A 15929-nucleotide genomic window follows, 5' to 3' on the forward strand; every position below is an offset into this window, starting at 1 on the left:
TAACTATAAAATGACTGGAGATAACTCTCTCATCAATTCGAACGGCATCAATCGCCGTGATTTCATGAAGCTTTGTGCAGCACTGGCCGCTACCATGGGGCTCAGTAGCAAAGCCGCCGCAGAAATGGCCGAATCAGTTTCTCGTCCTCAGCGTCCACCGGTTATCTGGATTGGTGCGCAGGAGTGTACGGGTTGTACTGAATCGCTACTTCGCGCGACACACCCTACAGTGGAAAACCTCGTTCTGGAGACAATCTCTCTGGAATACCATGAGGTACTCTCTGCCGCCTTCGGCCACCAGGTCGAAGAGAATAAACATAACGCTCTGGAGAAGTACAAAGGGCAATATGTTTTGGTTGTAGATGGTTCTATCCCACTGAAAGACAATGGTATTTACTGCATGGTTGCCGGTGAGCCGATCGTAGATCACATCCGCCGGGCCGCAGAAGGCGCTGCCGCTATCATTGCCATCGGCTCTTGTGCCGCGTGGGGTGGTGTTGCTGCTGCTGGCGTTAACCCAACGGGGGCCGTCGGCTTGCAGGAAGTTCTGCCAGGCAAAACCATCATCAACATCCCCGGCTGTCCTCCGAACCCGCACAACTTCCTTGCAACGGTCGCGCATATCATCACTTACGGTAAGCCGCCGAAGCTGGATACCAAAAACCGTCCGACATTTGCCTATGGTCGTTTGATTCACGAACACTGCGAACGTCGCCCGCACTTCGATGCAGGTCGTTTTGCTAAAGAGTTTGGCGATGAAGGTCACCGTGAAGGATGGTGCCTCTACCATCTGGGCTGTAAAGGACCAGAAACCTACGGCAACTGCTCAACGCTGCAATTCTGCGATGTTGGCGGCGTGTGGCCGGTGGCAATCGGTCACCCTTGCTACGGCTGTAACGAAGAAGGTGTCGGTTTCCATAAAGGTATTCACCAGCTTGCTCATGTGGAAAACCAAACACCGCGTTCCGAGAAACCTGACGTCAATATGAAAGAAGGCGGCAATATTTCTGCCGGGGCGATTGGGCTGCTTGGTGGCGTAGTAGGACTGGTTGCCGGTGTCAGCGTGATGGCGGTTCGTGAACTGGGGCGTCAGCAGAAGAAAGATAACGCTGACTCACGGGGAGAATAACCGTGAACAGACGTAACTTTATTAAAGCAGCCTCCAGCGGGGCATTGCTGTTGGGCGCTGCGCCGTCCATCAGCCATGCGGCTGCAGAAAACCGTCCGCCGATCCCTGGTTCTCTTGGGATGCTCTATGACTCGACGCTGTGCGTAGGCTGCCAGGCCTGTGTTACCAAGTGTCAGGATATCAACTTCCCGGCGCGTAACCCGGAAGGCGAGCAGACCTGGTCGAACAACGACAAACTGTCACCGTATACCAATAACATCATCCAGGTGTGGCGTAGCGGAACAGGCGTTAACAAAGACCAGGAAGAAAACGGCTACGCATACATTAAGAAGCAGTGCATGCACTGTGTCGATCCGAACTGCGTCTCCGTTTGCCCGGTCTCCGCGCTGAAGAAAGATCCGAAAACTGGCATCGTCCACTATGACAAAGATGTCTGCACGGGCTGTCGTTACTGCATGGTCGCCTGCCCGTACAATGTGCCTAAGTATGACTACAACAACCCGTTTGGTGCGCTTCACAAATGTGAACTGTGTAACCAGAAAGGTGTTGAGCGTCTGGACAAAGGCGGTTTACCGGGTTGTGTTGAAGTGTGCCCTGCTGGTGCGGTGATTTTTGGTACGCGTGAAGAGCTGATGGCTGAGGCGAAAAAACGTCTCGCGCTGAAGCCTGGCAGCGAATACCACTATCCGCGTCAGACGGTGAAAGCAGGCGATACCTATCTGCATACGGTACCGAAGTATTACCCCCATCTGTACGGCGAGAAAGAGGGTGGTGGTACACAGGTTATGGTACTGACGGGCGTTCCTTACGAGGATTTGGATCTGCCGAAACTGGATGATCTTTCAACCGGTGCGCGTTCCGAACATGTTCAACATTCCTTGTACAAGGGCATGATATTACCCCTGGCTGCGCTGGCGGGCTTAACCGTGCTGGTTCGTCGTAACACGAAAAACGACCATCACGATGGAGGAGACGATCATGAGTCATGATCCTAAACCGCTGGGCGGAAAAATAATCAGCAAACCGGTCATTATTTTTGGGCCGCTTATCGTCCTGTGTATGCTCCTGATCGTGAAACGTCTGGTCTTCGGATTGGGCTCAGTCTCCGATCTGAACGGCGGTTTCCCATGGGGTGTATGGATCGCGTTTGACCTGCTGATTGGTACCGGCTTCGCGTGCGGTGGCTGGGCTCTGGCGTGGGCGGTGTATGTTTTCAACAGAGGACAATACCATCCACTGGTACGTCCGGCGCTGCTGGCGAGCCTGTTTGGCTACTCGCTGGGTGGTCTGTCGATCACCATTGACGTCGGTCGTTACTGGAACCTGCCGTATTTCTACATTCCGGGCCACTTCAACGTGAACTCGGTACTGTTCGAAACGGCGGTCTGCATGACCATCTATATCGGCATCATGGCGCTGGAATTTGCTCCGGCTCTGTTTGAACGTCTGGGGTGGAAAGTCTCTCTCAAACGTTTGAATAAAGTGATGTTCTTTATTATTGCCCTTGGCGCTCTGCTGCCAACTATGCACCAGTCTTCAATGGGTTCATTGATGATTTCTGCGGGCTATAAAGTGCATCCGCTATGGCAAGCTTATGAAATGTTGCCGCTTTTCTCCGTATTAACCGCTTTTATTATGGGCTTCTCGATCGTCATCTTTGAAGGCTCGTTGGTACAAGCCGGGCTGAAAGGTAATGGTCCGGACGAGAAAAGTTTGTTCATCAAGCTGACGAATACCATCAGTGTGCTGTTGGCGATTTTCGTGGTCCTGCGCTTTGGCGAACTGATCTATCGCGACAAGCTGTCCTATGCGTTCTCAGGCGATCTTTACTCCCTGATGTTCTGGATTGAAGTCGTGCTGATGGTCTTCCCGCTGGTGGTGCTGCGCGTCACTAAGTTGCGTAACGACTCGCGCATGCTGTATCTGTCTGCGCTGAGCGCATTGCTGGGTTGTGCGACATGGCGTCTGTCCTATTCGCTGGTGGCGTTCAATCCTGGTGGTGGCTACCACTACTTCCCGACCTGGGAAGAACTGTTGATTTCTATTGGTTTTGTGGCTATTGAGATTTGTGCATACATCGTACTCATTCGTCTACTGCCGATACTTCCTCCTTTAAAACAAAACGATCAAAATCGTCATGAGGCGAGCAAAGCATGAGCCAGAGAATTACTATTGATCCGGTAACCCGTATTGAGGGTCATTTACGCATCGACTGCGAAATCGAAAATGGCGTGGTATCTAAAGCATGGGCTTCCGGTACCATGTGGCGTGGCATGGAAGAGATCGTGAAAAACCGCGATCCGCGCGATGCCTGGATGATTGTGCAGCGTATCTGTGGCGTTTGTACTACCACTCACGCTATCTCTTCCGTTCGTGCAGCAGAAAGCGCGCTGAATATTGATGTTCCGGTGAACGCACAGTATATCCGTAACATCATTCTGGCCGCGCACACCACGCATGACCACATTGTTCACTTCTATCAGCTCTCTGCGCTGGACTGGGTGGATATCACCTCTGCACTGAAAGCAGATCCAGCGAAAGCGTCTGCCATGCTGAACGGCGTGTCCTCCTGGCACCTGAACAGCGCAGAAGAGTTCACTAAGGTTCAGAACAAGATCAAAGACCTTGTTGCCAGCGGTCAGTTAGGCATTTTTGCCAACGGTTGCTGGGGTCACCCGGCAATGCAACTGCCGCCAGAAGTGAACCTGATTGCGGTCGCTCACTACCTGCAGGCGCTGGAATGCCAGCGTGATGCTAACCGTGTTGTGGCGCTGTTGGGCGGTAAAACGCCGCACATTCAGAACCTGGCGGTAGGCGGGGTTGCTAACCCAATTAACCTCGACGGCCTTGGCGTGCTGAACCTTGAGCGCCTGATGTATATCAAGTCCTTTATCGATAAGCTGAGCGACTTCGTTGAGCAGGTTTACAAGGTTGATACCGCGGTTATTGCTGCGTTCTACCCTGAGTGGCTGGAACGTGGTCAAGGTGCGGTTAACTATCTGAGCGCACCGGAATTCCCGACTGACGGTAAAAACGGCAGCTTCCTGTTCCCGGGTGGTTACATCACCAATGAAGATCTGTCGACCTATCGTCCGATCACCTCTCACTCCGATGAGTACCTGATCAAAGGGATTCAGGAGAGTGCGAAACACGCCTGGTACAAAGACGAAGCGCCGCAGGCTCCGTGGGAAGGCACAACGGTTCCTGATTACACCGGTTGGTCAGATGATGGCAAGTACTCCTGGGTTAAAGCACCGACCTTCTACGGTAAAACGGTTGAAGTGGGGCCGTTGGCCAACATGCTGTGTAAACTGGCGGCCAAACGCGAGTCTACCCATGCCAAGCTGAATGAAATCATCGCGATTTACACCAAGCTGACCGGTAAAACTATCGAAGTGTCACAGCTGCACTCTACGTTGGGCCGTATTATTGGCCGTACCGTTCACTGCTGTGAACTGCAGAACGTTCTGCAGGATCAGTACAATGCGCTGATTGTGAACATCGGCAAAGGCGACCACACTACCTTCGTGAAACCGGATATCCCGGCAACGGGTGAATTTAAAGGTGTCGGTTTCCTCGAAGCGCCGCGCGGTATGCTGTCTCACTGGATGGTGATCAAAGATGGCATTATCAGCAACTACCAGGCGGTAGTACCGTCAACCTGGAACTCTGGCCCACGTAACTTTAATGATGAAGTGGGACCGTATGAGCGCTCGCTGGTAGGTACGCCGATTGCCGATCCAAACAAACCGCTGGAAGTGGTTCGTACCATTCACTCCTTCGACCCTTGTATGTCATGTGCGGTGCATGTGGTGGACGTTGATGGGAACGAAGTGGTCTCAGTTAAGGTTCTGTAATGCGGATATTAGTCTTAGGGGTCGGCAATATTTTGCTGACCGACGAAGCCATCGGGGTACGTATCGTTGAGGCATTAGAACAACGGTACGTCCTGCCAGACTTTGTTGATGTTCTGGACGGTGGTACGGCTGGGATGGAGCTTCTCGGTGATATGGCGAACAGAGATCATCTGATCATTGCTGACGCCATTGTGTCGAAGAAAAACACGCCAGGAACGATGATGGTCCTGCGGGATGAAGAGATCCCGGCGCTGTTTACCAACAAAATCTCACCGCACCAGCTTGGTCTGGCCGACGTATTGTCGGCCCTGCGTTTCACCGGCGAGTTTCCGAAAAAGCTGACGTTAGTCGGTGTTATTCCGGAATCGCTGGAGCCGCATATCGGACTAACGCCAACGGTTGAAGCGATGATTGAACCTGCGCTTGAGCAGGTTCTTGCCGCGCTTCGCGAATCAGGTGTTGAAGCGATCCCGCGGGAGGCGGCTCATGTCTGAGGAGTTTGTCGGTTTTCAGACGGCCCCGAAGATGCAAATTCAGGCAGCGTTTGAAGAGGTTGCCCGGCGTTCAATGCACGATCTCTCTTTCCTGCATCCGAACATGCCAGTATATGTCTCTGAATTTACGTTGTTTGAAGGACAGTGGACGGGGTGTGTTATCACGCCCTGGATGCTCAGCGCACTGATTTTCCCCGGACCGGACCAGATCTGGCCGGTGCGTAAAGTCAGCGAAAAAATCGGACTGCGTCTGCCGTATGGCGAGATGACCTTTACCGTTGGTGAACTGGAGGGCGTATCGCAATACCTTTCCTGCTCACTGATGTCGCCGCTTTCGCACAGTATGTCGGCGCAAGAAGGCATGCGTCTGACTGACGATTGCGCGCGAATGCTGTTATCGCTGCCGGTTAGCGATCCGAATGCGCCGCAGCTAAATCGCCGCGCGTTGCTGCTGGGTCGTCGGAACTGCGAAAATGCATGAGCTGTCCCTTTGTCAGAGCGCGGTTGAGATTGTTCAACAGCAGGCAGAGCAGCACGGTGTCAAACGTGTAACCGGTGTTTGGCTGGAAATCGGGGCGCTCTCCTGCGTTGAAGAGAGCGCTGTTCGTTTCAGTTTCGACATCGTCTGTCAGGGGACGCTGGCTCAGGGTTGTGAGCTGCATATTGATTACAAGCCAGCCCAGGCATGGTGCTGGGATTGCAGTCAGGTTGTGGAAATCACCCAGCATGATGCGCAGTGTCCACAATGTCAGGGCGATCGCCTGCGGGTTGATGCTGGCGATTCACTGAAAGTGAAAAGTATTGAAGTCGAATAACCCATAGGTTGCTATGGGGCGGAGTCAGATATGTGTATTGGAGTCCCTGGTCAGGTTCTGGCCGTTGGTGAAGATATTCACCAGCTTGCGCAGGTTGAAGTGTGCGGCATCAAACGTGATGTCAATATTGCCCTGATTTGTGAAGGTGATACAGCTGAGCTGGTCGGGCAATGGGTGCTGGTGCACGTAGGGTTCGCCATGAGCATCATTGATGAAGATGAAGCTAAAGCCACGTTAGACGCACTTCGCCGCATGGAGTACGACGTCACCAGCGCGTGACAAATCCTGAATGAAATTGCCGGATAGCGGTTGCTATCCGGCAATTTATTTTAGTTCTGGCGCTTATCTTCGGTTTGGGTATCGAAGTCGCTGGCGTCATGGCGTTCATGAAGCTGCTCGTTCAGCGGTCCGTTAGTGCGGTTTACAATACGACCACGCTTAACCGCCGGACGCGCTGCAATCTCTTTTGCCCAGCGTTGTACGTGCTTGTAGCTTCCTGCGTCAAGGAACTCTGCTGCGTCGTAGACGTTGCCCAGAACCACATTGCCAAACCATGGCCAGACCGCCATATCGGCAATGGTGTATTCATCTCCGGCCACAAACTGATGTTGCGCCAATTGTTTATCCAGCACGTCGAGTAAGCGCTTGGCTTCCATGGTGAAGCGATTGATAGCGTACTCAATTTTTACCGGAGCATAGTTATAGAAGTGGCCAAAGCCTCCGCCGAGGAACGGTGCTGCGCCTTGTAACCAGAATAACCAGTTCAGCGTTTCGGTGCGTTTTGCCAAATCCTGCGGCAGGAAATAACCATATTTCTCCGCCAGATAGAGCAGGATTGCGCCAGATTCGAATACGCGAACCGGTGGGTTTTGCGAGTGATCGCGTAGCGCCGGGATCTTCGAGTTCGGATTCACCTCAACAAAGCCGCTGGAAAACTGATCGCCATCGCCAATGCGGATAATCCAGGCATCGTATTCCGCGCCCTTCACCCCCTGCGCCAGCAACTCCTCCAGCATGATCGTCACTTTCTGCCCGTTTGGCGTACCTAGCGAATAGAGCTGCAGCGGATGTTTGCCAACCGGCAGCGTTTTCTCGTGGGTGGCTCCGGAAACCGGGCGGTTGATATTGGCGAATGCGCCCCCGTTCGATTTTTCCCACGTCCAGACTTTCGCGGGCTGATAGGTATTGTCTGACATATTGACCTGCCTTCTGAGTGGTTGTGTTGATGCAGTGTAGCAGTTAGGTAGAACTCAATTTAACAGATTGGGACTTTATGTCGCTTTGTGCTGAAAGGGGAAGATAAATCTAACCCGTTCATTGTACCCGGTCCGTACTCCATGAAGAGGAAATCAATGTTGGACGGAAGTTGCTACCGTATTCACCATTAAAAATTGGCGGTGAATAAGCAGTAATAATGAAAAATGGTGTTCCAGGAGTAAGCGGTTATCAGGGCCCGGCGGGTGGGTGGGGCGCGGTAAAAGCCGTCACTGCTTCGGTGTTTTCGCAAAAGGCTGTCGCCCGCGACATTATCGCGATGTTCAAAATGAACCAGGTGAAAGGGTTCGATTGTCCGGGCTGTGCGTGGCCGGACCCAGGGCACCGTGCGCCAATGGAGCTGTGCGAAAATGGCGTTAAAGCGGTCTCCTGGGAGACAACCAGTAAAAAAGCGTCACCGGAATTTTTCAGCCGTCACCCGGTTTCCACACTCTGGCACTACAGCGATTATGAGCTGGAAAATATCGGTCGTTTGACGCATCCGATGAAATACGATGCAGCATCAGATACCTGGCAGGCGGTGGATTGGGATATCGCCTTCCAGGAGATCGGCGAGCGTCTGCGCAGCTATGATTCACCCCAGCAGGTTGAGTTTTACACCTCCGGCAGAACGTCAAATGAAGCGGCGTTCCTGTATCAGCTTTTTGCCCGCGAATATGGCAGCAGCAACTTTCCTGATTGCTCAAACATGTGCCACGGACCGACCAGCGCAGGGCTAACGCCGGCCATTGGCCTTGGAAAAGGGACCGTTCAACTTGACGATTTTGACCATTGCGATCTGGTGATTTGTATCGGGCATAACCCTGGCACAAATCATCCACGTATGCTGACCACCTTACGCGACGTTGCCAAACGCGGGGCTAAAATTATCTCTATCAATCCGCTGAACGAAAGGGGGCTTGAGCGCTTTAGTTTCCCGCAAAGCCCGAAAGAGATGTTCACCGGCCAGTCGACGCAGCTGAGCAACGACTACTACCAGGTAAAAATGGGCGGTGACGCCTCGCTGCTCAAAGGCATCATGAAGGCGCTGATCGAAATGGATGAAGCGCGGATCTTACTGGATCAGCAACCGACACTCGATCATGCGTTTATCGATGAGCATACTGCTGGATATGCAGCGCTGTATGATGACTTACGTCAGCATAACTGGGCGGAGCTGGAACAGGACTCGGGCCTGACGCGCAGTCAGATGGAGGACCTGGCACACAGCTACAGTAAATCTCGTGCCACTATTATTTGTTATGGTCTGGGCATCACCCAGCATAAAAACGGTACTGAGAACGTCCAGCAACTGGTAAACCTGCTGCTGCTGAAAGGCAATATGGGTAAGCCTGGGGCGGGGATCTGCCCGTTGCGCGGTCATTCTAACGTGCAGGGCGACCGTTCCGTGGGGATCAACGAAGCGGCATCCGAAGACTTCCTGCAGCGCCTTGAGACGCATTTTTCTATCCGTGTGCCGCGTAAACATGGCCGCTCCAGCGTGGAGAGTATTCGGGCCATCGAACTGGGAGAGGCAAAAGCGCTCATTTGCATGGGTGGCAATCTGGCGGTGGCGATGCCGCAGCCGCAGCGTACCTTTGCGGCGATGAAAAATTTGGATCTGCAGGTGCATATTGCGACCAAGCTGAACAGATCGCATTTGCTGCTGGCAAAGCATAATTACCTGCTGCCTGCATTAGGTCGAACGGAGCGCGACATTCAGGCGACGGGGATCCAGTCGGTGACCGTCGAAGACTCGATGTCGATGGTCCACGCTTCCTGCGGCGCGCTGAAGCCAGCTTCCCGCTGGTTAAAATCGGAGCCCGCGATTGTGGCGGGCATGGCACACGCCACTCTGCCGCTTTCGCCGATCAACTGGGAAGCGTTAACCGGGGACTACGCGCTGATCCGTGACGCCATTGAAGCCGTGATCCCGGCGTTCCACGATTACAATGCCCGTATTGCCGAGCCGGGCGGATTTCGTATGGATACGCCCGCTTCGCGCCGTGAATGGCGAACGGCGAATGGTAAAGCCAACTTTATCGTCAGCCATCAGCGGGCGGTAGAGCGAGAAAATCAGCCTGCCGATGCACTGGTTCTGGCGACGCTGCGCAGCCACGATCAATACAACACCACTATTTATGGTATGAACGATCGCTACCGTGGCATTACCGGTCGTCGGGATGTGGTGTTTTTAAGCGCTGAAGAAGCGGCGACTCGCGGTCTGAGCCAGGGAGATGTGGTCAACGTTCAGGCGCTGGACGACCGCGGCCAGCCCTGTGCGGATCGCATTATGTGCGGCTTGACGGTGGTGATTTACAACATGGCGGTGGGCTCAATAGGCGCTTATCTGCCAGAAGCGAATGTCCTGCTTTCGCTGGATGCGGTGGACACACAAAGTTTGACTCCGGCGTATAAAAGCGTACCGGTCACCGTGACAAAAGCGTAGTTCCTGCTGCGAATTTTTCGCCTCTGAGCGCCAGCCGCTGCGTTGAGGTGTATGATGATGTCGACCTCTGTCCGGTTAGTGTCGCAGAGCAGGCAATCAGAGCGAAAAATTCACGCCAACCTGCTCAGGCTGTATTGTTTTGAGGTAAGGTGCATGAGCAAAGGAACGACCAGTCAGGATGCCCCATTCGGGACATTATTGGGCTACGCCCCAGGCGGCGTAGCAATCTACTCTTCAGATTACAGCTCCCTCGACCCACGGGACTACGACGATGATGCGGCATTTCGCAGCTATATCGACGACGAATACATGGGCCACAAATGGCAGTGCGTAGAGTTCGCACGCCGCTTTCTCTTCCTTAATTATGGCGTGGTCTTCACCGATGTAGGCATGGCCTGGGAGATCTTTTCCTTACGCTTTCTACGCGAAGTAGTGAATGACAATATCCTGCCGTTACAGGCATTTCCGAATGGTTCACCCCGCGCGCCGGTAGCCGGTGCTCTGCTTATCTGGCAAAAAGGCGGTGAGTTTAACGATACCGGCCATGTGGCGGTCGTCACCCAGTTGCTGGAAAACAAAATCCGTATTGCCGAACAGAACGTGCTCCATACGCCGTTGCCTCCCGGACAGCAGTGGACCCGCGAACTGGAGATGGTGGTTGAAAACGGTTGTTACACCCTGCGTGATACCTTTGACGACACCACCATCCTTGGCTGGATGATCCAGACCGATGATACCCGTGACAGCCTGCCGCAGCCGGAGATCGCCAACGATTCGTTGAGAATTGGCGGCGCGCGACTGGAAGATAACGGGCAGTTTGACGGTAAATGGCTTGATGAACAGGATCCGCTGCAGAAAGCCTACGTGCTGGCGAACGGCCACGTGATTAATCAGGATCCGCATCAGTACTTCACTATTACCGAGAGTGCAGAGCAGGAACTGATCAAAGCCACCAACGAGCTGCACCTGATGTATCTGCACGCGACCGACAAAGTGCTGAAAGATGACAACCTGCTGGCGCTGTTCGATATCCCGAAAATCCTCTGGCCGCGTCTGCGTCTTTCCTGGCAGCGTCGTCGGCATCATATGATTACAGGACGTATGGATTTCTGTATGGATGAACGCGGACTGAAGGTGTATGAGTACAACGCCGATTCTGCATCGTGCCATACCGAAGCTGGTTTGATCCTCGAAAGATGGGCCGAGCGGGGCTATACAGGACAGGGACACAACCCAGCTGAAGGATTGATCAACGAACTGGCGGGGGCCTGGAAGCACAGCCGCGCGCGTCCTTTTGTCCACATCATGCAGGATAAAGATATAGAGGAAAACTACCACGCTCAGTTTATGCAGCAGGCGCTACGTCAGGCCGGGTTTGACAGTAAAATTCTGCGTGGCCTCGATGAGCTACGTTGGGATGACGCCGGTCAGCTGATTGACGGGGACGGTCGTCTGGTGAACTGCGTCTGGAAAACCTGGGCGTGGGAAACCGCGATTGAGCAGGTGCGAGAGGTCAGTGAAACGGAGTACGCTGCGGTACCAATTCGTACCGGGCATACGAATCAGGAAGTGCGTTTAATCGACGTGTTGCTGCGCCCGGAAGTGCTGGTCTTTGAACCTCTGTGGACGGTGATCCCTGGTAATAAAGCGATTCTGCCGATCCTGTGGCAACTGTTCCCACACCACCGCTATCTGCTTGATACTGATTTCACTGTTAATGAAGAGCTGGCGCAAACCGGTTATGCAGTGAAACCTATTGCAGGACGTTGTGGCAGCAACATCGATCTGGTGAGCCATCAGGAAGAGTTACTGGATAAAACCAGCGGTAAGTTTGCCGAGCAGAAGAACATTTATCAGCAGCTTTGGTGTCTGCCAAAAATTGCCGGTAAATATATTCAGGTTTGTACCTTCACCGTAGGCGGTAACTATGGGGGGACCTGCCTGCGCGGCGATGAGTCGCTGGTGATTAAAAAAGAGAGCGATATCGAGCCGCTGATTGTAGTGAAGGAAGAGTAATCTTTTTGCGAGTTCTTGATTGAAATGCGAAAAGCCGGAGTATATCTCCTAATGCTTGTCAGTTTAGCTTTTGATGGAAACCGTAATGCATAGCGTTGCGGTTTCTTTTTCACTGCCCGGGGATAATGTTTCACTCTTCCCACGGGCAGGAAAAAACTCTCCGCCATATCCAGTATCTCATTATGTAGTGGCACACTGCCCATCACTGCACCCTGATGCCATAGACGCGTCCTCGGAAACAGACAACGACTCATTCAATAACGCCCCGATTTCTGCTCCCAGCGCGAGGTCGTCTACCTGACCAAAATATTGCTGGCGTAGGTATCCCTGCTGATCAATTAACGTCAACGTAGGTGTACCGCGCATAGCGTAGGACAGCATGGTCTGGGGGACATCATTGTCAGGAGACGGCATATCCACCCCGACGGGGAAAGGGATGCGGTATTCTGATAGAAAGGTTTCCAGTGCCTGTGCGGTCATTACCTCATGATGTTCAAAAACCGTATGTAGGCCAATAACGGCCACCTTATCCGGTGGAAAAGTGGCGTACACACGTGAAACCTGCGGCAGTCCATGGGAAACACAGCCAGGACACAGCATCTGAAATGATTCCATTACCACGACCTTGCCGCGTAATGATTCCAGGGTTATCGGCTGTGACGTATTAAACCAGCGTTCAATTGTCAATGCTGGTGCTCGCGGATGACGAATGATATTCATGTTAACTCCAGAACCCGCACTGTGGTGCGGGTTAATTTCCGTTACTGGTTTACTTTCCCCGGCAGCGTCAGCTTGCCAGAGGCCACTTTAAATACATCCTCGACGCAAAGTAGCGGCGCATGAACGGAGGCATTAACTCGTAGCCCGGCAGTTACGCCATCAAACTGGCTGGCAGTGACCACGCCAATATTATCGAACGGAACTTTCACTTCTACAGTTTCACCTGTCAGCGTAGGATTCCAGCCCGGACTGTCCAACAGTACCGGCAAGCCAGGCCAGGTTTTTGGCAGCCGGGGTTTTTGTCCCTCAGGAATATCAACTACGGCCAGTGCGCCAGGCCCGCAGACCTCGTTAGGCTTCAGCACCACCCAGTGGGTATGCCACAGATCGCCATCATTGTTGCGGTTACCATCGCCATTTTCATCATACAGCGGCGTATCATCCAGATCAGGATGGGATGTTACCGCCAGCGCCAGGATACCGGCCTTATGTTCAAATCCCACTTCATACGGATCGATCGTTGTCGGCCAGACATAAGAGAAAATTTCCGTTCCCGCCAGCTTACCTGTTACTGCAGGCTTACTTTTACCTGCCTTGCCGGAAACTGCCATATGGAAGGTGGCAACATTCCCTTCGGTAGTGACTTTAGTGTGCACAATATCAAACTCAGCCAATACAGCCTTGTCGGCGCTGGTTTTAATACCGCCCTGATGAGGCTCATTGCCATGTGCACTGGCAGAGGTGGCGATAGCCATTGCTAATACAATCGCAATACGTTTCATTTTTATCCTTAAAGCAGATCTTTAATAAACGCACCAAAGTTGATGTGAAGCGGGATACCACCATCCAGTACCAGGGCTGGAACAGATTGCACACCAGCTTCGATGGCCTCATTCAGTCGGGTTTTATCATTTCCGAGATGAACGATTTCTACCGTGTATTGTGCGGGATCCAGTGCCAGTGCGATTTGGTGTTCTGCATCTACGCATACCGGGCAACCTGCATGAAAGAAAACGGCTTTTTTACTCATGATGACTTTCCTTGTGTAATATTAAATAGTATCGAGTCGACATCATTTAATATTACACACACACTGAAAATATTGTCAATATGGTTTTGAATCGATACTATTGATGACAGTAAATCCCTATCGTTAGAAAGTCTGGACGTTTGCTTATCCAGCACGTATCCCGGCAAGCAGAGGCAGGTAACTGTGACACTCTTTGATATTCTTGAACGCCTGGTGAGCCTGCAAATGGGCAGCTTTTATCGCCATCCGCAACTGAAAGGACTCCCCACAACATGGGTTCAGATTCTTTTCTATTTAACGCGATGCAATGGTTATTCCAATACGCCCGCTGCAACCACGGAATACCTCGGGCTGACTAAAGGCACGGTATCGCAGTCCCTGAATAAACTAGAGCGTGAAGGTTGGATTAGAAGAGAAAATGACGGTAAGGATAAACGGGTTGTCCATCTGGTTCTGACATCCAAAGCGAGTGAAGTGATGCATAGCATCATGCAGGAGACACTGCAGGAGCCGTGGGATTCATTAGCTTTTTCTGAGGAACAGCTGAAAACAGTTTTTCTGGCCCATCTGCGGAGTATGCAGAAAAATCAGGGGGCCAGAATGTTTGGTGAGTGCCGTTTTTGCCGGTTTCATCAGTCGATAAATGGGCATCCCTGGTGTGGTCTAACAGAAGAGCCGATTCCCATGGAAAGTATCACATTAATTTGTCGTGAATTTGAGGAGCCGGAAAATAGTTGCAGCGTTAGCGCTCAGAATGAGAGAAAGGGCTAGATACTGGCTTTTGAACGGGTAAAGTGCGGACATAAAAAAATCCAGAAAATGGTATGCGCATTCTCTGCATTTTGTAGTGGAACACTGAATTTGGCCACCTGAACAGAGGTGATATGCTCACTCTGCCACGTGTTCGGGGTTCATCGCAGCAGTTAAACCCCCTGAAAAACCAGACGGCAGACGGGCTGTATTACGCGGTCAGGTTCTGGCGTTGCATAACATCAACCATGGTTTTGCTGGCGCAAGAAGTATCGTGACCATGTCAACGCTGAGAGGCTTCCGGATGAGGGCAGGCTGATTGCACCGATTGAATTTCTTGTGACTGGGGATTTGTCATCGTGTATGGCGGTTTCCCAGGCCCGTGCACTCCTGGCCGTCATGCTGAAGCCTGACAGGAGCGCCATACAGCCCTGACATTAAATGAAACGCTCTCTTTCGGGACATAAAACCGATTATGTTCCTGATGCTTTCCTTATGGCTATTGCGGTGTTTCCCACATGAAGCAAGGCTATGACTTACTGCCCCCTTTGATTTCTTTCTGATCTAAAACCATTTCCTTGAAAGCGCATTGGTGTTTTTAACTTTCTTATATTGATGTAGATCAAGTCAAGATCCATTTATCAATAATTATCCGTTCATTTTAACTACTGCGACATAAATGTTTGTTTTGTGTGCTGGTAATAGTCCATTTTACTGACATCTCAGCACTATTCACTATTAACATTTAGAGGAAAATTCCTAAGAATTTACTTAAAATAGATTAAAGATCGGTAAATTTGATCTATTGTCGATCATTGTTCTATTATCACATGTAAAGAACTTTCGTTTGAAAGATGCACGCAGTGATAAACCGAGGGATGATGAGATGGCTGATAGTTTCCAGAATGAAGTGCCAAAGGCACGTATTAATCTAAAGCTTGACCTGCATACAGGGGGAGCCAGCAAGAAAACTGAGCTCCCTCTGAAATTACTGGTGGCGGGCGACTTCAGTAATGGTCAGGAATCTGCACCACTGTCTGAGCGCAAAAAAGTTAACTTGAACAAGAATAATTTCGACTCAGTTCTTTCCGAATATTCCCCAAAAGTCAATCTGACCGTTAAAAACACGCTCGCCAGTGATGGTAGCGAAGACAATATCAGTCTGATATTCCAGAGCATGAAAGATTTCACCCCGGAGCAGGTTTCCCGACAGATCCCTCAGCTGAAGGCAATGCTTTCCATGCGTAACCTGCTTCGCGATTTAAAAGCGAACCTGCTGGACAATCAGGCTTTCCGAAAGGAGCTGGAAAAAATTCTGCTCGACCCGGCGTTAAGCGCAGAACTCCGCTCAGAGCTGTCTGCTCTGGCACCTAAACAGCCATAACGGTCACGATGATTTAACGGATTAAAAAGGA

Annotated in this window: 16 protein-coding genes and 1 pseudogene; 13 read left to right on the top strand and 4 right to left on the bottom strand. The window is 51.8% G+C overall.

The genetic code is table 11. The annotated features are described in order from the left end of the window. The first annotated feature begins 10 nt into the window (after positions 1-10). From hybO to hybG, 8 genes are read left to right on the top strand one after another with little or no spacing between them, the layout of a single operon-like run. On the top strand, positions 11-1129 hold the full coding sequence (hybO, locus tag HVZ52_RS03530) for a hydrogenase 2 small subunit (protein WP_016154493.1): 1119 nt from the start codon (positions 11-13) through the stop codon (positions 1127-1129). A 2-nt stretch (positions 1130-1131) separates the two neighbouring features. Next, entirely contained in the window at positions 1132-2118 is a 987-nt protein-coding gene (hybA, locus tag HVZ52_RS03535) for a hydrogenase 2 operon protein HybA (protein WP_003828357.1), read from the top strand. Continuing rightward, the gene (hybB, locus tag HVZ52_RS03540; protein WP_016154492.1) at positions 2108-3286 is read left to right on the top strand and encodes a Ni/Fe-hydrogenase cytochrome b subunit; all 1179 of its coding nucleotides are present in this window, start codon (positions 2108-2110) and stop codon (positions 3284-3286) included. The genes hybA and hybB overlap by 11 nt, the downstream gene beginning before the upstream one ends. Next, positions 3283-4986: a hydrogenase 2 large subunit gene (hybC, locus tag HVZ52_RS03545; protein ID WP_003024476.1), complete on the top strand. Its 1704-nt coding sequence runs from the start codon at positions 3283-3285 to the stop codon at positions 4984-4986. Before hybB ends, hybC begins: the two co-directional genes overlap by 4 nt. Beyond that, positions 4986-5480: a HyaD/HybD family hydrogenase maturation endopeptidase gene (locus tag HVZ52_RS03550; RefSeq protein WP_016157468.1), complete on the top strand. Its 495-nt coding sequence runs from the start codon at positions 4986-4988 to the stop codon at positions 5478-5480. Before hybC ends, HVZ52_RS03550 begins: the two co-directional genes overlap by 1 nt. Next, complete coding sequence (gene hybE, locus HVZ52_RS03555) at positions 5473-5961, top strand: hydrogenase-2 assembly chaperone (protein ID WP_016154490.1); 489 nt, start codon at positions 5473-5475, stop codon at positions 5959-5961. Before HVZ52_RS03550 ends, hybE begins: the two co-directional genes overlap by 8 nt. Continuing rightward, the gene (gene hypA / locus HVZ52_RS03560; protein ID WP_016157467.1) at positions 5954-6295 is read left to right on the top strand and encodes a hydrogenase maturation nickel metallochaperone HypA; all 342 of its coding nucleotides are present in this window, start codon (positions 5954-5956) and stop codon (positions 6293-6295) included. The genes hybE and hypA overlap by 8 nt, the downstream gene beginning before the upstream one ends. Before the next feature lie 30 nt (positions 6296-6325). Next, positions 6326-6574, top strand: a complete 249-nt coding sequence (hybG, locus tag HVZ52_RS03565) for a hydrogenase maturation factor HybG (RefSeq protein WP_003024459.1) — start codon at positions 6326-6328, stop codon at positions 6572-6574. Between the two features lie 50 nt (positions 6575-6624). Here hybG and yghU read toward each other — a convergent pair whose 3' ends face one another. Then, the gene (yghU, locus tag HVZ52_RS03570; RefSeq protein WP_016154488.1) at positions 6625-7491 is read right to left on the bottom strand and encodes a glutathione-dependent disulfide-bond oxidoreductase; all 867 of its coding nucleotides are present in this window, start codon (positions 7489-7491) and stop codon (positions 6625-6627) included. A gap of 218 nt (positions 7492-7709) precedes the next feature. On the opposite strand from yghU, the gene HVZ52_RS03575 reads away from it, so the two are divergent. Together HVZ52_RS03575 and gss are read left to right on the top strand one after the other, a co-directional pair. Next, entirely contained in the window at positions 7710-9998 is a 2289-nt protein-coding gene (locus HVZ52_RS03575; RefSeq protein ID WP_181598867.1) for an FdhF/YdeP family oxidoreductase, read from the top strand. A gap of 153 nt (positions 9999-10151) precedes the next feature. Further along, on the top strand, positions 10152-12014 hold the full coding sequence (gene gss, locus HVZ52_RS03580; protein ID WP_181598868.1) for a bifunctional glutathionylspermidine amidase/synthase: 1863 nt from the start codon (positions 10152-10154) through the stop codon (positions 12012-12014). 180 nt (positions 12015-12194) lie between these two features. On the opposite strand, the gene HVZ52_RS03585 is transcribed toward gss, so the two are convergent. Genes HVZ52_RS03585 through HVZ52_RS03595 form a run of 3 tightly spaced genes read right to left on the bottom strand, consistent with a single transcriptional unit; the run spans position 12195 to position 13764 of the window. Continuing rightward, positions 12195-12734, bottom strand: coding sequence for a redoxin domain-containing protein (locus tag HVZ52_RS03585; RefSeq protein WP_053388763.1), 540 nt, complete (start codon positions 12732-12734; stop codon positions 12195-12197). 41 nt (positions 12735-12775) lie between these two features. Continuing rightward, positions 12776-13516 (bottom strand): hypothetical protein, encoded by a 741-nt coding sequence (locus tag HVZ52_RS03590; protein ID WP_109018349.1) that lies wholly within the window; start codon positions 13514-13516, stop codon positions 12776-12778. Positions 13517-13524: 8 nt separating this feature from the next. Continuing rightward, positions 13525-13764, bottom strand: a complete 240-nt coding sequence (locus HVZ52_RS03595; protein WP_046276182.1) for a thioredoxin — start codon at positions 13762-13764, stop codon at positions 13525-13527. A 183-nt stretch (positions 13765-13947) separates the two neighbouring features. Between HVZ52_RS03595 and HVZ52_RS03600 the strand changes: the two genes are divergently transcribed. The 3 genes and pseudogenes from HVZ52_RS03600 (at position 13948) to tssB (ending at position 15898) form a co-directional block, all read left to right on the top strand. Continuing rightward, positions 13948-14535, top strand: a complete 588-nt coding sequence (locus HVZ52_RS03600) for a MarR family winged helix-turn-helix transcriptional regulator (RefSeq protein WP_141875638.1) — start codon at positions 13948-13950, stop codon at positions 14533-14535. Between the two features lie 111 nt (positions 14536-14646). Beyond that, positions 14647-14821: pseudogene (locus HVZ52_RS03605) on the top strand (IS3 family transposase); the annotation flags it as partial. Positions 14822-15400: 579 nt separating this feature from the next. Further along, complete coding sequence (gene tssB / locus HVZ52_RS03610) at positions 15401-15898, top strand: type VI secretion system contractile sheath small subunit (RefSeq protein ID WP_016154481.1); 498 nt, start codon at positions 15401-15403, stop codon at positions 15896-15898. Positions 15899-15929: the final 31 nt, after the last annotated feature.

Origin of the sequence: Citrobacter sp. RHB36-C18, from assembly GCF_013814485.1 — a bacterium.
Lineage (GTDB): Bacteria > Pseudomonadota > Gammaproteobacteria > Enterobacterales > Enterobacteriaceae > Citrobacter > Citrobacter braakii.